General features: G+C 69.4%; 13 protein-coding genes. 3 read left to right on the forward strand and 10 right to left on the reverse strand.

What is annotated here, in order from left to right:
• Positions 1-14: 14 nt before the first annotated feature.
• Entirely contained in the window at positions 15-248 is a 234-nt protein-coding gene (gene secE / locus AAW00_RS10795) for a preprotein translocase subunit SecE (RefSeq protein WP_047004300.1), read from the reverse strand.
• Between the two features lie 252 nt (positions 249-500).
• Between secE and AAW00_RS10800 the strand changes: the two genes are divergently transcribed.
• Complete coding sequence (locus AAW00_RS10800) at positions 501-2,027, forward strand: alanine/glycine:cation symporter family protein (protein WP_047004301.1); 1,527 nt, start codon at positions 501-503, stop codon at positions 2,025-2,027.
• A gap of 10 nt (positions 2,028-2,037) precedes the next feature.
• Here the strand turns inward: AAW00_RS10800 and AAW00_RS10805 are convergent, their stop codons facing one another.
• The gene (locus tag AAW00_RS10805; protein ID WP_047004302.1) at positions 2,038-2,802 is read right to left on the reverse strand and encodes an IclR family transcriptional regulator; all 765 of its coding nucleotides are present in this window, start codon (positions 2,800-2,802) and stop codon (positions 2,038-2,040) included.
• A gap of 337 nt (positions 2,803-3,139) precedes the next feature.
• Here AAW00_RS10805 and AAW00_RS14305 point away from each other — a divergent pair, with 337 nt between their 5' ends.
• Both AAW00_RS14305 and AAW00_RS10815 read left to right on the forward strand, forming a co-directional pair.
• Positions 3,140-5,254 carry a hypothetical protein gene (locus AAW00_RS14305; protein WP_156170039.1) on the forward strand — a complete coding sequence of 705 codons (2,115 nt, stop codon included), beginning with the start codon at positions 3,140-3,142 and terminating at the stop codon, positions 5,252-5,254.
• Between the two features lie 313 nt (positions 5,255-5,567).
• Entirely contained in the window at positions 5,568-7,613 is a 2,046-nt protein-coding gene (locus tag AAW00_RS10815) for a TonB-dependent receptor (RefSeq protein WP_047004303.1), read from the forward strand.
• Between the two features lie 7 nt (positions 7,614-7,620).
• Here the strand turns inward: AAW00_RS10815 and AAW00_RS10820 are convergent, their stop codons facing one another.
• From AAW00_RS10820 to AAW00_RS10855, 8 genes are all read right to left on the reverse strand, one after another.
• Positions 7,621-8,316: an SMI1/KNR4 family protein gene (locus AAW00_RS10820; RefSeq protein ID WP_156170040.1), complete on the reverse strand. Its 696-nt coding sequence runs from the start codon at positions 8,314-8,316 to the stop codon at positions 7,621-7,623.
• Between the two features lie 43 nt (positions 8,317-8,359).
• Positions 8,360-9,877: a Ppx/GppA phosphatase family protein gene (locus AAW00_RS10825; protein WP_052761886.1), complete on the reverse strand. Its 1,518-nt coding sequence runs from the start codon at positions 9,875-9,877 to the stop codon at positions 8,360-8,362.
• Complete coding sequence (locus AAW00_RS10830) at positions 9,874-12,057, reverse strand: RNA degradosome polyphosphate kinase (RefSeq protein WP_047004305.1); 2,184 nt, start codon at positions 12,055-12,057, stop codon at positions 9,874-9,876. The genes AAW00_RS10825 and AAW00_RS10830 overlap by 4 nt, the downstream gene beginning before the upstream one ends.
• A 63-nt stretch (positions 12,058-12,120) precedes the next feature.
• A complete protein-coding gene (gene virB11, locus AAW00_RS10835) occupies positions 12,121-13,149 on the reverse strand; it encodes a P-type DNA transfer ATPase VirB11 (RefSeq protein ID WP_082125021.1) in 1,029 nt (342 codons plus the stop codon).
• Positions 13,150-13,154: 5 nt separating this feature from the next.
• On the reverse strand, positions 13,155-14,324 hold the full coding sequence (locus tag AAW00_RS10840) for a TrbI/VirB10 family protein (protein ID WP_047004306.1): 1,170 nt from the start codon (positions 14,322-14,324) through the stop codon (positions 13,155-13,157).
• Between the two features lie 13 nt (positions 14,325-14,337).
• On the reverse strand, positions 14,338-15,126 hold the full coding sequence (locus AAW00_RS10845; protein ID WP_047004307.1) for a TrbG/VirB9 family P-type conjugative transfer protein: 789 nt from the start codon (positions 15,124-15,126) through the stop codon (positions 14,338-14,340).
• Positions 15,123-16,319, reverse strand: coding sequence for a TrbL/VirB6 family protein (locus AAW00_RS10850; RefSeq protein ID WP_047004308.1), 1,197 nt, complete (start codon positions 16,317-16,319; stop codon positions 15,123-15,125). The genes AAW00_RS10845 and AAW00_RS10850 overlap by 4 nt, the downstream gene beginning before the upstream one ends.
• 8 nt (positions 16,320-16,327) lie before the next feature.
• Entirely contained in the window at positions 16,328-18,775 is a 2,448-nt protein-coding gene (locus AAW00_RS10855) for a VirB4 family type IV secretion/conjugal transfer ATPase (RefSeq protein ID WP_047004309.1), read from the reverse strand.
• Positions 18,776-18,782 lie beyond the last annotated feature (7 nt).

The following is an 18,782-nucleotide window of genomic DNA, read 5'->3' on the forward strand; positions in this document are numbered from 1 at the left end:
CTGGAGGCGCGGCGTCAGCCGATGAAGCCGAGCAATTCGCGCACGGTGTAACCGAACACCGAATCGACGGCGAGGAAGAACAGCGAGAGAATCAGCACGAGGATGCCGACGAAGACCGCCGTGCGCGCCGTTTCGGGCCAGGTCGGCCAGACGATCTTGTTCGCTTCCGCACGCACCTGACGCACGAATTCGCCGGGCGTGGTCCGCTGCTTCTTCGCGGGGGTGGAGGCGTGGGTCGGCTGGGCCATGTCGTGTCGCTCGCTATCAAGATTCGCTCGCCTTCCGGGTAGGGCTCCTCGCCGCCCCGGGCCAGGTCCGGGAGGGGCTTTCGAGGTTCCGCCGATGTCGGAAGACGGTGGGCTATCTAGGCCGCACCCGGCCGCTTGGCAAGGCCTTCCCAGCCGGTGCTACGACCGGAAAAAGCGCGGCGGGGGTTTGCAATACGGCCCCGCGCCGATACCAAGGGCACCTCACCCCAACCGACGGCAAGGAAAACGCGCATGACTGCGAATGGCGAGATGACATTCGACGAACGCCTGCTGGGGCCCGTCACCAATGTCGCCGACTTCATCTGGGGCGGCACCTGGGACGGCGCGCAGGTCCTGCCGTTCCCGCCGCTCGCCATCGTGCTGCTGGGTGCGGGGCTGTGGTTCATGATCGGCCTGCGCGGCTATCCGATCACCAATTTCTGGCCGGCGCTGAAGAACCTGTTCGCCGGCCGCAAGAGCGAGGGCGCGGGCGAGATCTCGCCCTTCGCCGCGCTCTCCACCGCACTTTCCGGACAGGTCGGCACGGGCAACCTCGCGGGCGTTGCCACGGCTATAGCGCTGGGCGGGCCGGGCGCGATCTTCTGGATGTGGATCACCGCGCTGTTCGGCATGGCGTTGGCCTTTGCCGAGGGCTCGCTCGCCATCCGCTACCGCGAAACGACCAGCGACGGCACCTATCGCGGCGGCCCGATGAGCTACATCATGATGGGGCTCGGCCCCAAGTGGACCTGGCTGGCGATCTTCTTCTGCGTGGGCACGCTCATCAGCGCGCTGGTGACCGGCAACGGCATTCAGGCGAACGCCGTGGCGGACGGCCTCAACGAATTGTTCGGCATCGAGGAATGGCTTGGCGGCCTGATCGTCGCCGTGCTGGTCTTCGTCGTCATCATCGGCGGCATCAAGTCGATCGGCAACGTGGCCGAGACGGTCGTGCCGTTCATGGCGGCGGCCTACATCGTCATGGCCGTGATCGCCATCGCGCTCAACATCCAGGACATCCCGGAAACCTTCGGCCGCATCTTCGGCGGTGCCTTCAACGCGCAGAGCGCCAGCGGCGGCTTCGTGGGGGCGGCGGTCATCCTCGCGATCCGTGCGGGCGTGGCGCGCGGGCTGTTCTCGAACGAGGCGGGACAGGGCTCGACCCCCATCGCCCACGCCGTGGCGCAGACCGACGATCCGCAGTTCCAGGGCCGCATGGCGATGCTGGGCACCTTCATCGACACCATCGTGATCTGCACCATGACCGCGCTCGTCATCCTGACCGTCGAGGGCGATTTCAGTGCGAACGGGCAGCCGGTGCTGCACGCCTGGCAGGACGGCCAGCTCGAAGGCTTCGCCGTCACCAGCGGCGCCTTTGCCGCGGCCTTCCCGTTCGCCGTGGGCTCGATCCCGCTCGGCACGCTGATCGCCAGCATCGCGCTGCTGCTGTTCGTCTTCACCACGCTGCTGACCTGGAGCTACTACGGCGAGCGCGCCATCACCTTCATTTACGACCGCATCCCGGGCTCCACGCTGGGCGGCGAAAAGGTCCTGCACATGGGCTGGCGCGTGCTGTGGTGCGTGGCGATCTTCGTCGGCGCGACGCGCGAGAGCGACCTGATCTGGCGCATGGGCGACATCGCCAACGGCCTGATGGTGCTGCCCAACCTCGTGGCGCTGCTGCTGCTGTCCGGCGTGGTCTTCGCGCTGGCGCGCGGCGACCGCACCGCCGGGCGCAACCATACCGCCGATACGCCGGAGGAGCCGGACCAGTACTAGCGTCCGGCTGCTAGGACGCCTCGAGCAGCGCCGCGGTCTTTTCCAGCAGGCCGCAGATGCGCTGCTCCAGCGCCTCGTCGAAGCGCACGCGCGGGACGGCCACGGAGAGCGATCCGACAGGCTCGCCGTCCACCGTCACGACGCGTGCGGTACCCACGATGCCGCGCGAATACTCGTCCTCGGTGCTGGCGAAACCGCGCGCGCGGATATCGCCAAGCTGTTTGCGCAGGCGCGTCTCGTCGGTGATGGTGGCCTCGGTAAAGGCCTCGCGCTCGCTTTCGGCGAAGTAGCGATCGAGCTCGTGCGGCGGCAGCGCGGCGAGCAGCGCCTTGCCGCCCGCCAGCGCATGCATCGGCAACGATCGGCCCCGCGGCACCGTGTAGCGCAGCGCCTGTTCGCTGCTCTCGGTCGCCAGCGCCTCGATCTGCCAGCCGTCGCGGACGAAAAAGCTGGTCGTCTCGTTCAACTGCATCCGCAACGTGCGCACCAGCGGCGCGGCACGCTCGGCGAGGGTGAAGCCGCCGCCCGCCGCCTGCAGGCGCGACAGGCCAGGGCCGGCCGAATAGCGCCTGCCCTCGCGCTGCAGATACTGCCTTTCGACAAGTGTGGAGAGCAGGTAGGAGAGACTGGAAACCGGGATGCCGAGCGCGGTCGCCACTTCCTGCGCCACCAGCGGGCGGCCGGCAGCGACGACATATTCGATGATGTCGAGCGTACGCGTGGCCGACTTGACCGAACTCGACTGCGCGAGGGTGGAAGGCGACTTGCTGGCCACAAGCAGGCTATTTCACATATACGAAATCTCCGCAATAGCGAACGAGGGCGTTGTCCATCGCAGCGCATGGGTCTGCAAACCTGAGACTGCTCCTCGCAAATGGGCGGACGCGAGCAGTGCCTTACCCGGCATCCCACTGGGCCTCATGGTCCACAACATAGGCCGCGACCGACGGATACGTTTCCCAATCGTTTTGCTTCACCGCCGATGAACGACGCGGGCACAGGCCGTTCAGACAGGTTGTAGGAAAACTTAATGCGACCGACCACAGATTCGCGCCGGGCCGGTTCTCCTTTTCGCAGCGTCCGGCGCGAACCCTGCCCGAGGACCGTTGACCATGCCGCACCCGCTCTTCCGCAAGCCGCTCGCCCTTTTCTCGGCCTCTACGCTAGCACTGTCGCTCGCCGCCTGCGGGCCCGACGACATGGCGCAGACCCCGCCGCTGTTCGGCTTCGACGACGTGAACGGTGCCTACGATTTCGCGATGGACGGCGATTACGGCGACTACGGCAACGACTACGCCGGCGGCTTCCCCTTCGGCGACGCCCTTCCGCTGCAGGCGCGGGGCTACGACGACTACGACGACTACGGCGCCGCGCCGAGCTGGAACTATGGTTCGGGCGGCTACGTCGACGACGTGCCCTATGGCGACTGGGGCCGGTACGATGAAGGCTTCGCGGACGCCTATTACGACGATGCCTACGGCGACGATCCCTATTACTACGACGACAATGCCGGGAGCGACCAGTACACCTGGCTCGCGCTGGCGGCGCTGATCGGCGGGGTGCTGGGCAACTCGCAGCCTGACTACGGATTTTCCTACGACGATGCGCAGCCCTGGGCCTGGCGCACCAACGACGGCTATTACCGCTACGCCGAGCCGGTTCGCGGGGGCTATCGTTACTACTACTACGAACCGCAGGCGACGCGGCCCTTCCTGGTGCGCGATCCGCTGTATTCCTACGGCTATCGCGACGACCGGCTGGTGGTGGTCTACGACCGCGACGGGCGGGTGCTGCGCCGCGACCACGCCGCCCGACAGCGCCGCGCCGCGCACGCGCACTACGACCGCGGCAGCGAGCTTTACCAGGTCGCCCACCGCGCCCGCCACCGCGGCGTCGATGCCCATCGCTGGGACGAGCATCGCGGCGAGATACGCGCCGAGCAGAACCGCTGGGAGGTCGCGCGAAGTGACAACCGCGCGTGGGAGCGCTGGCAGCGCGAGAATGCCGAGATCGCGGCGCGTCGCTGGCGCGGCGAACGGCAGGCGCGGCACGAGGCGAGCGAGCGCTTCACCCGCTGGCAACAGGCCGATTTCCGCGGCGAGGCCCCCCGGCTCGAACGCGTCCGCGACGAGATCCGCCCGCAGCGCCTCGCGCGCAGCGACCGTCGTCCGGACGAAGAGGCGCGCCGCTTAGCCCAGCCGGTGGAAGAGCGCGGCCGCCGCGCCTGGCGCGAGGATCGCCGTACCAACCGGGCCCATGCCGCCGCCGAGCAGCGTGGCAACGGCCGCGAGCGGGTGATGCGCGACGTTGCAGAACAGTCTTCCTCCGCGCGTGCAGAGCGGTTTGCAGACGCTCGCCGCGACGGCAATCGGCAGGAGCAACGTGCCGAACGCCGCCAGCAGGAGATAGCCGCACGCGAAGATGCGCGGCGCGACCGGGCAGAGCGTGGTGGCGATCGGCAGGATCGGCGCGCCGCTTTCGAGCAGCGCCAGGCGCGCCAACAGGAGGCGGAGCAGACCGTGAGCCGCCAGCGCGACCGGCAGTCGCAGGCCCGTCAGGAGCGCGCGGATCGCGGGCAGCGGAACCGTCGGGCCGAGGCGGAGCAGCAGCGCGCCGAGCGCCAGCAGCGCGCTCAGCAGGAGCAGCGCCAGCAGGAACGGCAGGCCCAGGCCGAGCAGTCACGTGCCCAGCGTCAGCAGCAGGAGCGGCAGTCGCAGGTCGAGCAGCAACGCGCCCAGCGCCGGCAACAGGAACGGCAGGCGCAGGTCGAACGGCAGAGCGCCCAGCGCCAGCAACGCGCCGAGAATGAGCGGCGCCAGCAGGCCGAGCAGCAGCGGGCCCAACGCCAGCAGGAGCAGCAAGCGCGGGCCGAGCAGCAGCGTGCCGAGCGCCGGCAGCGCGCCGAGAACGAGCAGCGCCAGCAGGCCGAGCAGCAGCGGGCCCAGCGTCAGCAGGAACGGCAGGCTCAGGCCGAACAGCAGCGTGCGCAGCGCCAGCAGCAGGAGCGGCAGGCTCAGGCCGAACAGCAGCGTCAGGTGCAGCTCGCGGCGGCCGAGCAGTCGCGCCAGCAGCAGGCGCAACAGCGGCAGGTCGAGCGGGCCCAGCGCCAGCAGCAAGCCCAGCAGGCGCAACCGCAGCAGCAGACCGAGGCCGCGCCGCAGGAAGACCAGGGTCGCCGGGGCGGCGGCAACGGTCGCGGCAGGCGTGCCGACCGCCAGCCGGACTAGGTTCACCTGTGCTCGCCAAACGCGGCGCGTCGGTGACCTTGTTCGGAACCGATCCGATCCGGCTCGACGCCAGTTCGGCGGGGCTGCAGGCGACCGAGGCGAGCGCCAAGCTGCCCCAAGCTCCGGCGTAGCTGGGCCATGCTTTCGCCGAAACGAGGGGCTTAAAGGCGGGCTGAGAGGCGCTGACGTCAAAGGGTCGGCGGGCTTCTCCAATCCACTTCATCGTGACCCGATCGGAAAGCGATGATCGGGTGACGTGGGCAGGGTGAACGACTAAAGCCCCGAAAAATTCAATTTCAGGCTAAATTCTCTCATGAAAACCCTGCTGCTCACCGGTGTCGCGGCCTGTCTGCTCGCCCCTCCTGCGCTCGCCCAGGATGCCGATGGCGCTGGCACGGCGACGGAGGACGAGCAGATCCTGCCGCTCGGCCAGCAGGTAATCTACGTGCTCGGCCAAGGCCTGCCCGAAACGCCAGGCACGCCCGCCTATTCAACCATCGAGCTGGACCGCGAGCAAATCGTGACCACCGCCAGCGGCCGGCTGGAGGATGCGCTGGCCAACGTGGCGGGGTTCCAGCAGTTTCGCCGCTCGGACAGTCGCTCGGCCAATCCCAGCGCGCAGGGGGCGACCTTGCGCGCGCTGGGGGGCAACGCCTCGAGCCGGGCGCTGGTGCTGCTCGACGGGGTGCCGCTGGCCGACCCGTTCTTCGGCTACATCCCCTTCAGCGCCGTTGCGCCCGAGCGGCTCGGCTCCATCCGCGTGACCCGCGGCGGCGGCTCCGGCCCCTTCGGTGGCGGCGCGTTGGCGGGCACGATCGAGCTGGAAAGCGCTGACGCGCGCGACCTCGGCCTGGTGCAGGCGAGCGCGCTTGCCAACCAGCGCGGTGATACCGAGCTGTCGGCCAGCCTCGCACCCGAAATCGGCGAGGGCTATGCCGTCATCCATGGCCGCTGGGACCGCGGGCGCGGCTTCTTCACCACGCCCGAGGACCAGCGCGTACCCGCCAGCGCACGCGCCCGCTACGATGCCTGGTCGGCGGGCGGGCGCGTGGTGCAATTGCTGGGCGATGTCGAGGTGCAGGCCCGCGCGCTCGCTTTCAAGGACAACCGCACCCTGCGCTTCGAGGGCGCGGACAATTCCATCGAGGGGCAGGACGTTTCGCTGCGCGTGGTCAGCCGCGGACCGTGGCAGGTGGATGCGATCGCCTACGGCCAGTGGCGCAACTTCACCAACGTCGTCATCTCCTCCACCCGCTTCGTGCCCGTGCTCGACCAGAAGGATACGCCCGCGAGTGGCCTTGGCGGCAAGCTGGAACTGCGCCCGCCGCTGGGCGATGCGCATACCCTGCGGCTCGGCGCGGATTTCCGCCGCAGCGAGGGCGAGCTGTTCGAGGACGCCTTTTCCGCCTTCACCGGCGCGCGCACCGAGCAGCGCTTCGCGGGCGGGATGAATACCGACCTCGGCCTTTACGTCGAGGACGACTGGCAGATCGGCGCGCTGACGCTGACGGGCGGGGTGCGCGCCGACCGTTACACCATCCGCGACGGGTTCTACCGTGCATTGAGCGGCGCGGGTGCGGTGGTGATGGACGAGGTCTATCCCGATCGCAGCGACTGGGAGGTGACCTGGCGGGCGGGCGCGCTCGCCCGGCTGAACGACGCGGTTTCCCTGCGCGGCGCCTTTTACACCAGCTTCCGCCTGCCGACGCTGAACGAGCTCTATCGCCCCTTCGTGGTCTTCCCGGTGACGACGCAGGCCAATGCCGCGCTGCTGCCGGAGCGGCTGGAAGGCTGGGAGGCGGGCCTCGACCTGACCCTCGCGCCCGGCGTGGCGGTCGCCGCGACCTGGTTCGACAACCGGGTGGACGATGCCATCGCCAACGTCACCATCGGCCCCAACCTGCGCCAGCGTCGCAATCTCGACGCAATCGAGGCACGTGGCTTCGAGTTCGCGGCCAGCGTGGAGCGCGGACCATTCAGCCTTAACGGCACGGCCGCCTACACCGATGCCGAAGTCGTCGGCACCGGGTTTGCCGCGCCGCTCGACGGCAATCGCCCGGCGCAGGTGCCGCGCTTTGCCGCCAGCCTCACGGCGGCCTACGAAATCGTGAGGGGTGGTCGGCTGGCGGCCACGCTGCGCCACGTCGGTGCGCAGTTCGAAGGCGACCAGGAGGACGACGTGCTGCCGCCCGCGACCACCATCGACATCTTCGGCCATTTGCCGCTCTGGCGCGAACTGTCGCTGGTCGCGAGGGTCGAGAACCTGACCGGCGAGGACGTCGTCACGCGCAACCAGGCCGGATCCATCGATCTTGGCACCCCGCGCACCGCGTGGCTGGGCCTGCGCTGGGGCTACTGAGGCGCGCTCACTCGCCCATCAGCCAGTCGGACAGGAAATCCGCGAGGCTGGCGTGCGAGACCGACCATGCTTCGGCCACGGTCTTGTCGTGGTCGTAGTAATGCTCGTCCCACTGCCAGACCTGCCCGGTGTCGAGATCGTAGGCGGCAGGGCCGAAATTCTCCGTGAGCGGGACGAAATGCATGGGCCATACGCCTTCGCCGCAGTAATCCGGCCCGCGCCGCTCGAGATCGTCGAGCTCGGAAATCATGCCCCGCACCGAATTGAGGCCCGGCCCGTGCCCCTCGGTGTGCGAAAATCCCGGACCCCAGCCGCCGTCGGCGATGCCGAACATCTGCCGGAGATCCTCGGGCAGCGGGCGACCGATGCGCTTCTCCAGCGCGGCGAGATCGGCCTTGCTCGCCGGCCGGGCGAGCGGGGTGTCGGGATTGCTGGACGAGGCGCTGCGGTTGCCGTTTGCGTCGGTGCTAAGGAACATCTCCGGCATCGATTGGCCCCAGTTGGCCATCTGTTGCCGGATCAGGTCGAACGGGTCCGGGCCGCCGGTGCCGTCGTCCTGCCGCCCCTCGCTCATGAACTTGCGGATGGCGTCGGGATCGCTGGTGTGGCCGTGGACGGTCTTCTCGCCGCCGAACTGGCGGCGGCGTGGATCGGCAATCCGGTCTTCCAGCATCTCGATCAGCGCTTGCGGCAGACTCGGCATGGCGGGCACTCCTTGTTTGCCCTCGCGGACTAACGGGAAATCGTTACCCGGCGGTATCGCTTTCTCCGGCTTCGGCTACCGTCATCGCATGGTCCAGCCCCAGCCATTCGGCGAGGTTGGCAAGTTCGGCGCGCACGCTGTCCGCCATCATGTGCGCGCGGCTGCCGTCGAAACGCAGGACCAGCACGTCGCCCTCGCGACGCAGCGCGCTGCCGGTGAGCGAGATGCGGGTGCCTGCGCCGATCTTGCGGCACAGGCGATTGGCGAGGCCCCAGGCGCTGGCGCGGCGCAGTTGCTCCTCGGTGGCGAGGGCGAGCCAGTCCTCGACGATCTTCGGCTGCCCGCAGCTGGCGCGCAGGGCCTGCGCCATCATCGCGCGGCCGGTATGGTCGATGCCCACCCAGCGCTTCTCCAGCGCCCAGTCGGTGGAATGCGAGAGGCGCATGTTGGGCTCTATCCGGGCGGCGGCCTGCGACAGCATGGTGGCGGCGAGGCGGATGCGTTCCGAGCCCCGGTCGCGCCCGTCCACCGCCTGCGCCGTCCACGCGCATTGCAGCGTCGCCTCGGTGATGCTCGCGCCGCGCGGAGTGGTGAAGTGGCTGACGGCGGAAAGCAGCGGGTCCTGCTCGCGCGCAGGGGCATCGAGCCGCTCGAACAGCAGTCCTTCGCGCAGGCCCCAGGCCGAGATGACGAGCGCGCTGGGTGCCAGCTCCCCGATCATCACCCGCAGCATGGCGGCGGCATCGGGCAGGCCCATGGCGCGGCTGGTGGTGATGCCGGGGACGGCGGCGAGCGCGGCCGGATCGGCCTTGGCAAGCCGCTTGGCCAGCCGGTCCGCATCCTCCGGTGTGAAGCAAAAGGCCTGTGGGTCGCCGATCGGGTACTGCGCCTCGTGCATGGCGTAGAGTGCCATGGCCCGCCAGGTGCCGCCGACGAGGTAGAGCGGGCCCTCGTGGGCGTGGGCCCAGCCGACCTTTTTCATCTCGGCTTTCACGGCCTGGCGGAAAGCGCCCGCGCCCTTCGCGCGCAGGGCAGGCAGGCGCAGGGTGCCGAGCGGCAGGCTCTCGCCGTGGTGGCACGCCCCGTCCTCCACCGCGATCAGTTCGAGGCTGCCGCCGCCGAGGTCCGCCACCACGCCATTCGCGCCGGGAAAGGCGCCGATGACGCCGTAGGCCGCCGTCTGCGCCTCCTCCACCCCGCTCAACACGCGCAGGGCAAGACCGAGGGCGCGCACCTTGTCGGCGAAGGCCATACCGTTCGAAGCCTCGCGCGCGGCGGCGGTGGCGACGGTCGCGACGTCTTCGATCCCGAGATCGCGCAGGATCGCCGCGAAGCGTTCCAGCCCGCCGAGCGCCATCGCCTCCGCCTCGGGGGGAATGGCCCCGGTCGCCGCCAGGTCGCGGCCAAGGCGGGCGGTGACTTTCTCGTTGAGCCAGGCATTGGGCGCGCGGCGCGGACCGGAATAGACGACCAGCCGGACCGTGTTCGAGCCGATGTCGATCACCGCCCGGTCGGGCACCTCGATTGCCTGTGCGCCGCGCCGCGCGGCGGGCAGGGTCACGGATGCGTCTGGCGCCCGGCCAGGTCGGGGACCCGGCTGTCCTTGAGCGCACCGCCACGACCGCTGAGCGAGGGGTTGGTCATGAAATAGCCGTGGCAGTTGAAAGGCTCGCCAGCAAGGAAATTGCCGTCGGCGACCCGGCTGTATTCGCCGCTGGTCCCGTCGAGCAGCCAGCTTTGTTCGGTGTCGAGAAGGTTGGCGAGCAGCACCTGTTCGAGCACCTGCTCGTGCACCGTCGGGTTGACGACGGGCACCAGTGCCTCGACCCGGCGGTGCAGGTTGCGGTCCATGAGGTCGGCGCTGGAGATGTAGACCTTCGCCTGCTCGGACGGCAGCGCGTGGCCGTTACCAAAGGCATAGATGCGGCTGTGTTCGAGGAAGCGGCCGATGATCGACTTGACGGTGATGTTTTCCGACAGGCCCGGCACACCCGGCCTGAGGCAGCAGATTCCGCGCACCACCAGCGTTACCTGCACCCCGGCCCGGCTCGCTTCGTAGAACTTGTCGATCATCGCCTGTTCGGTGATCGCGTTCATCTTGGCCCAGATGCTGGCGGGCTTGCCCTCGCGGGCGAGCGCAATCTCGTGGTCGATGTCGGCGAGGATGCGCGCGTCGAGGTCCAGCGGGCTCAGCGCCAGCCTTTCCATGCCTTGAGGCTCGACATAACCGGTGACGAAGTTGAACAGCTTGGCCGCATCGCGCCCGAAGGCCCGGTCGGCGGTGAAGAAGGACAGGTCGGTATACACGCGCGCGGTCAGCGGGTGGTAGTTGCCGGTGCCGAAGTGGCAGTAGGTGCGGAAGGCCCCGTCCTCCTCGCGGACGACCATGGAAACCTTGGCGTGGGTCTTCATGTCGATGAAGCCGTAGATGACCTGCACCCCGGCGCGTTCCAGCTCGCCCGCCCATTTGAGGTTCTGCTCCTCGTCGAAGCGGGCCTTCAGTTCCACGACGGCGGTGACAGACTTGCCCGCCTCCGCCGCGGCGATAAGGGCGTTGATGACGGTCGGCTGGTTGCCCGCGCGGTAGAGCGCCTGCTTGATCGACACGACCTTCGGATCGGCGGCCGCCTGGCGCAGGAAATCGACGACCACCTCGAAACTCTCGTAGGGGTGGTGGACGACGAAATCCTTGGCACCGATGGCGGCGAAGACGTCGCCGTCGTGCTCCAGCACGCGCTCGGGATAGCGCGGGGTATAGGGGGTGAACTTGAGGTCGGGCCGGTCGACGTCGACGACCTGCGCCAGGCCAGAGATGCCCAGCATCCCGGCGGTCTTGGTGACGAAGGCCTGCATCAGGCCCAGCTTCTCGCGCAGCAGGTCCTCGGCGTGGGGGTCGAAGCTCTCGTCCAGCTCCAGCATGATGACCTGCCCGCGGCGGCGGCGCTGGATGGCGCTGCGGAACAGCCGCACGAGATCCTCGGCCTCTTCCTCGATTTCGAGGTCGCTGTCGCGCAGTACGCGGAAGACGCCGTCGCCCAGCACCTCGAAACCGGGGAACAGCAGGTGGGCATAGCGGCACACGAGGCGCTCCACCGCGATCAGCACGGTCTCGCCCCCGGTTAGCTCTGTCGGCAGCGCCACGAAACGGTCGAGCGCCTGCGGGATCAGCACCATCTCGACGAGGCGGCTGCCGTCGCTCTTGCGGCGCAGCGTGAACAGCGCGCCGATGCCGCCATTGGCGACGAAGGGAAAGGGATGCGCGGGGTCGAGGGCCTGCGGGGTCACCACGGGGACGATGTGGCTCTCGAACCAGTCGCGCAGCCAGTCCTCGGCCCCGGCTTCCAGCCGCGCATCGCCCTCGATATGAATTCCCTCGGCGGCGAGGAGGCGGCGCAGCGTCGCCAGCGCCTCGAGCTGCTTGGCCTCGAGCTTGCGCACCTTCGTATCGATGGCGGAAAGCTGCTGGCGCGGGGTGCGCCCGTCGAGCGAGGTCTCGGAGATGTCGCTCCTCACCTGGCCCGCCAGCCCGGCGACGCGGATCATCACGAACTCGTCGAGATTGCTTCCCGAGATCGACAGGAACCGCAGCCGCTCGAGCAGCGGGTAAGCGGGGTTGGCGGCTTCCGCCAGCACGCGATCGTTGAAGGCCAGCCAGCTGAGCTCGCGATTGAAGTAGCGATCCGCGGGCGATGCATCCGATGCATCGTTGGCCGCAGAAGGAAGGGTGGGTTCGCTCGCCATCGGCGCTAGGTGGCAAGGCGATGCGACGGGAGCAAGACCGTGTGCGACCCGGTCACATTCTCCCTAGAGTTCGGCAATATCGCGCGCCTCGGCGATGGCGCTGATGCCGCGCTTGCCGCCCGTCCGGTCGAGCTGGACAATCACGTCGATCACGCTGGCGGCATAGGCGATGGTGTCCTGCCGGGTCAGGCCGATGCCGGTCTGCATGACCATCAGGCTGAGCTGTTCGAGCGCACCGCGCAAGCTGTTGGCGTGAATGGTCGAGAAGCTGCCCGGATGGCCGGTGTTGATCGCGCGCAGGAAGCTGACGCTTTCCGCCCCGCGCAATTCGCCCAGCACGATGCGATCGGGGCGCAGGCGCAGCGCCGATTGCAGCAGCTCGTTGGCGCCGACCTTGGCCTCGCCCAGCTCGCCTTTCACCGCCACGAGGCCGAGGCCATTGGCGCCGGGTAATTTCAGCTCGGGCGTGTCCTCGACCAGGATGACGCGCTCGTGTTCCGGGATTTCGCCGAGCATGGCGTTGAGGAAGGTGGTCTTGCCGGTGCTGGTGCCGCCGGAGATGAGGATGGTCTTGCGTGCCCGGATCGCGGCGCGCAGGAAGGCGACCGGCTCCGCCTGCGGATCGGGCATGGCCGCGTCTTCCGCCTTGCCGAGTGGCCCGGCGTCATAGGCGTCCAAGGGCAGGTCGAGCCGGCGGTGGCGGCGGATGGCCATGGCCCAGTGCTTGCGCGTTGCGGGCGGGCCGCAGAACTGCACGCGCGCGCCGTCGGGCAGGGTGGCGCCGAGCAGCGGGTGTTCGCGGTTGATGCCCTGGTGGCTGACGCGGGCGACCTGTTCGGCGAGGCGCTGGACCAGCTTGTCGTCGATGGCGGGAAGCTCGACGCGCTCCATGCCGCCGGGCCGGGCCGCGTCCTCCACCCACATCTCGCCGGGGCGATTGACGAGGATCTCGGTGACCGTGTCGCGGTCCAGCCACTCGCGGAAGGGCGCGAGGTAGGCGTCGAGATAGACCGAGCCGGACGCGACCTGCGGCAGCTCGGCAGGCGCGGGGATCTCGGGCGCGCCGCCCAGCTGGTGGATCTCGGCGCTCATGCCGATCAGCGAACCGCCGGGGCCTGCCCGAAGTCGAGATCGCGCGCGGTGTAGACGCGGATCGGTTCGCCCATGCGCACGCGCACGGTGGGCGGGCGCTGGCCGTCCTGCTGCAGTGCGGTGTTGGCCGCGCTCTGCCCGCCGCCCATGATGATACCCGCGCCGCCGCTGGCGATCGTGGTCAGCCCGCCGATCACCGAGAGCAGCATGGCCGAGCCGAAGCGGCTGAAGAAATGGTTGTTCACCTGCCCCTCGATGCCCGCGGTGCCGTCGAAGCTGGTGGCGGGGCTCTGCAGGTTCACCGTCACGCCGTCAGGCCGGATCACCCGCTGCCAGATGACATAGGCGCGGCGCTGCCCGGCCTGCAGGCCCGACTGGTACTGCCCGACAAGGCGGCTGGAGCGCGGGACCAGCACGCGGCTGCCGTCGAAGCTGCGCACGTCCTGGCTCACCACGGCGCGCACGAAGCCGGGCACGTCGGTGTTGATGGCGGTCTCGAGGATGGCGGGGATCATGGTGCCCTGCGTCACCGTGGTGGCGGGGTTGATGTCCTGCCGGGCCACGGCCGTGCCGCCGCCCACGCCGCCGATGCGGCTGGCGAAATCGCCCGCCGCGCCCGCTCCGGGGACGACGGCATTGCCCTGCGCGCCCTCGGTCGCCGCGGTCGCCGCCGCAGCCAGCGCCGCCGCCGAAGCGGGCGCGGTCGAGCCGTCGAAGACCAGCGTGGGTGAGGAATAGGGATTGGCGGCGGCGCTCGTCACCGTCTCGCCATAGGTCACCGGCTGCGCGGCGAAGACCGCCGCGGGCGCCGGATCGGCCTGGGGGACATAGCCTTGCCCCGGATCGACCACGGCGACCTCGACCGGCTGCGCGGCGGCGGCCAGCGCCGCGTCCTGCGCGGGCGTGGTCGGCGCGGGCGCAGCGGCTGCCGCGGCGGCCTGCTCGTTGTCGACCTTGCTGGCGTTGAGGCCCCACAGCGTCGCCGTGCCGAGCAGCGCGACGAAGGCGATGCCCGCCATCAGCCCCACCGCGTCGGACCGGCGGTTGCGGTTGGCCACCGCCGGGTAGGAAGTGCGGCTGGCGAGATCGATGATCTCGGTCGTCTCGGTTTCGCGCGGGTCGACGTCGTTGGCATGGGCGACGGTCTTTTCCGGCAGGCGCATGGCGAGTTTCATCGTGTCGGCTCCTTCAGTTCCGGCTCGGCTCGCGCCGCGCCGTGCCGTCGGCGAGGAAGGCCCCCGCCTCGCCCTGGTTGGTCAGCAAAGCCATGCTCTCGCCCGAGCGCAGGACGATTTCCGCGGGCACGATGTCGAGCACGATCACGTCGTCGCGGGTGGCGAAGTTGGCGGGTCCCTCGTTGCCCTGGTGATCCTTGACGAGGATCGCCGGCATGGCGCGGTCGGCGGGCCAGACGAGAAAGGTCGCCTCGCCGTTGTCGTAGACCTGCGCGGGCAGCAGGTTGGCATCGCCCGTGCTGGCCCAGGCGAAATTGAGATCGGCGGGGTTCAGCACGGCATAGTCGTCGCTCGCCGCAGCGACCTCGAGCGCGTTGGGCGCGGCTGTCTCGGCGCGGCGGACGGGCTCCTCGGCCACCGGCTCGGGCTCGGGCGGATAGGTAAAGGTCAGGATGTAGAGCGGCGTGCGGCCTGCAGGGCTCGCCACAAGGTCGAACAGGTAGGTGTGGCGGTTTGTCACCACGGTCATGTTGGTCGCGGCGCGCGGCGCGAGCGGCTTCACGAACAGCAGGTTCGCGCGGCGGTTCGGCGTCACCTGCCAGGTGGTCGAATCGCCGATGGCGACATTCTCGATCGCCTCGCCCTCGCCGAACTGGATGGTGGTCTGCACGTTGACCTGCCCGTTGATGCGGACGATCGCGGCGGGATCGTAGAGCCGCTCGACCATGCGCGAATCCTGCGCGAGGACAGGGCTCGCAAGCGCGGCGGCGGCGAGCGCGGCGGCGACTATCAGGCGGTTCATTTCAACGTCTCCTTCTGCCGCACGGGTGCGGACTTGAAGCGGCTGCCGATGCCGCGGGCGCGCGACGGCGCAAGGCCGGTGGCATCGGGATTAGCGATGTCGCGGCCGCCCACGATGCGGGTCTCGCGGCTAACGGGGGCTGAACCGGCGTCGTTGGCGGCCATCGGCATGGCACCGCGGCTGATCCGCACGTCGCGCGCGGCGGCTGCGGCCGGAGCGGCGGATTGCGCCGCGCGCTGGCTGGCGCTGCTGCCGGCAAGCGCCGGGTTGACGATCACGGGAGCGGGCGCGGGGGAGGGCACGGCGGGCCAGGCATGGCCTCGCTTGCCGGGCGCAAGGCCGAACACGCTCCAGCCCGCGACCATCGTGGAGGCGACCTTCATAACCATGAACATCAGCGCGAGGTGGATGCATCCGATCATGAAGAACGCCATAGCCGCGCGCACGTCGATCTGCTCGGGCGTGGAGCCGAGGCTCGCGAGCACGGGGATCGAGAGCTCCAGCATCAGCGATCCGCCGAGCACCGCGAACAGCGGGGCGAGCGCCATCAGCACCACGCCCTTGAGCCAGCCGGTGAACAGCCCGCGCGTCGGCTTGAACAGCGCGGCGAGGATGAACAGCGGGCCGAGGCCCATGAGGATGGCGAGCGCGATCTTGGTCGTCGCCAGCACGCCCACGGTGCCGAGCAGCAGCATCGTCCCGCCCGACCACAGCAGGCCCGGCGGCGAGAAGACCGAGGTGTTCGCGTCCATCGCGTCCCCGCCCGAGGCCTGCATGAGGCTGAGCATGACGACATCCAGCTTGTCGGCGAATATGGTGGCAGCCGAGCCATCCGTCCCCATCACCGCGCTGGCGATGAAGTCTGGCGTAAGCACGGCGAAGTTCCAGAACACCGCCTGGAAGGCCACCCAGCTGGTGGCAAAGGTGACGACGAGCGCCACGGTCATCATCTTGGGCGTCAGCGAGGCGAGGCCGATGCGCGTGCGCCCGGTCAGCATCCCGAAGCCGACGAAGGCGACGAAGATCGTCAGCGCCAACGTCAGCGTGGTGCCGAGCGCGCCGTTGGCGAAGAGGTTGCTGAAGGCGGCCTGCGCCATGGCGTTGGCGGCGCAGTCCACGCCGCGCAAGGACGCGCCGATGCCGGCGCCCACGCCCTCCATCTGCCGCTGGCATTCCGCCGCGACGGCTTCCATCGACCCGCTCATTCTGCGGCCTGCCAACCGAAGTCGTCGGCCTCGGGTTCGCCGTCCGCACCCGGCCCGGGCCAGGGGCGACCGGTGAGCGCCGGATACCAGTCGCGCGGGTGTTCGCCCACGGCCTCGCGCAGCAGGTCGAGCCGGCGCACCGTGCTCTCGCGGCCGGAGAGCATGGTGAGGACTTCCGGCGCGCCGGAGAGGTCGAGACGCACGACCACGCTCGCATCGGGCTGGCGCACGAGGAAGCAGCGGCTGTGCGCGGGAAGCGAGCGGATCAGCGCGAACTCGTGCTCGGTCAGGCCGAAGCCCTCGCAATAATCCTCCGGACGGGCGCGGGCGTTGGGCATGAACACCATCGTCGCAGTCTGCTCGACCAGCGCGGTGGCGATGCGGCTGTCGAGCGCGTCGCGCGCCGACTGCGTGGCGAAGCCGACCAGCGCGTTGCGCTTGCGCAGCGTCTTCAGCCAGTCGCGGATGCGCGCGGCGAAGACCTCGTCGTCCAGCGCCTTCCAGCCCTCGTCGATGAGGATCATCGTCGGCTCGCCGTCGAGTCGTTCCTCGATGCGGTGGAACAGATACATCATCGTCGGCGTGCGAAGGCGCGGGTTTTCCAGCAGCGCGGTCATGTCGAAACCCATGACGCGCGTGGAAAGATCGAGGTTGTCGGCCGCGTTGTCGAACAGCCAGCCGTGCTCGCCGTCCTCGATCCAGGCGGAAAGGCGGTCGGCGAGGTCGCCCGGCTGCGGGCGGCGGGTGCCGGAGACGAGCTCCTTGAAATGCCTGAGGCGGCGAAGCGAGGGATCGTTAGCATAGGCCGCGTCCACCGCGGCGGCGATGGTGGCGTTCTCCTCCGGCCCCTCGGCCTTCAGCAGGACGGAAAGCCAGTCGCGCAGGAAGCCGCGGTTGAGCGGCGTGTCGGGCAGGGCAAGCGGGTTGAAGCCCGTCGGCTCGCCCGAGCGGATGCGGTCGTAGGTGCCGCCGATGCCGCGGATGAACAGCTCCGCGCCGCGATCCTTGTCGAACAGGATGGTGCGGGGGCTGAACTTCTGCGCCTGGGCTGCGAGGAAGTTCATCACCACGGTCTTGCCGCTGCCCGACGGGCCGATGACCGAAAAGTTGCCGAGGTCGCCGTGGTGGAAGTTGAAGAAGAACGGGGTGGAACTGGTGGTCTGCAAGAGCGTCACCGCCTCGCCCCAGTGATTGCCCTCGGCCTGCCCCAGCGCGAAACCGTGAAGGCTGCCGAAGCTCGCCATGTTGGCGGTCGAGATCATCGCCCGGCGCACCAGGAAACCCTCGTTACCGGGGAACTGGCCCCAGAAGCTGGGTTCCAGGTTGGTGTCCTCGCGCACGGCGATGGCGCCGGTGTCGGCGAGCGCAGCGGCGACGGCGGCGGTGGCATCGTCGAGCCGCTCGAGGCTGCGCTCGCGCACCAGCACGGTCAGGTGATGGTCGCCGAAGCCGACCGACCCTGCGCCGAGCTCGTCGCGCGCGGCCATCATCTCGGCGCGCTCAGCCTGCGCTTCCTCGTCCGCGCTCTTGAGGCGGCGGATGGCGAGGTCGATCCGCTCGCGCGCGGTCTGGCGTTCCTGCGGCGCGAAGCTTTCGGACACGACCATCTCGAAGGGCAGGCGCAGCATCGAATCGAGCAGGCCCGGGCTGGTCGCGTCGGGGTAATCCTTGAGGCTCAGCATCGAGGCGAAGTCCGCCCCGCCGCTGCCGCGCAGTTCCATCGCGTCGAGCCCGAAGCTGGCGCGGCGGTAGGGGATCATGCGGCCGATGTCGGTGTCGCCGTCCGGGCGGCGTACGGGCCGCATCTCGCCGTTGTAGAGCGCGCTGATGAGTTCCAGCACCTCGTTGTTGCGGTTGCCGCTGGGGCCGACGTAGTCGCCCAGCGGCTGCGCGCCATAGTCGCCGAGGCTGGCGGCGAGGGCCTGCATGGCGGCGCGCAGGGTGCGCACGTCCTTGGGGTCGATGGCCGCGGCATCGGCGCGGCGGCGGCGCATGGCCTTCCCCGCCCGCTCCGCCAGGCCCGCCTTGCCGCGCGCGGGACGGCGCACGAGAGTGACAAACTGGTCGTTCACGAACAGCGATCCGGCGGACAGCTTCTCGCGCCAGCGGCGGTCGATGTGGCCGGCGATGGGGTCGTCGAACTGCGCCTCCAGCTCCACCGCCACGCGGCGGCGGATGACGTGGTGATACATCACGAAGCGCGCATCGAGGTTCGAGCGCAGCATCACCTCGCGGGTGACGGCGTGGGCGTTGAGCGCGTCGGTATCCTCGGTTTCGAACAACAGGCCCGGCACCTGCATCGCCGCCATCAAAGACCCGTCGCGCAGCAACACGACGTTCTCGTCCACCAGCGCGGCGTAGGGCAGGCGGTCGCCGGCGTGCGCCTCTTTGGCGCTCCACGCGGCGGCTCCGAGCCATTTCCTGTTGCGGCCTTTCGCCGTCATGCTCTCG

The sequence above is a fragment of the Aurantiacibacter luteus genome, from assembly GCF_001010945.1.
In the GTDB taxonomy this organism is placed as follows: Bacteria; Pseudomonadota; Alphaproteobacteria; order Sphingomonadales; family Sphingomonadaceae; genus Alteraurantiacibacter; species Alteraurantiacibacter luteus.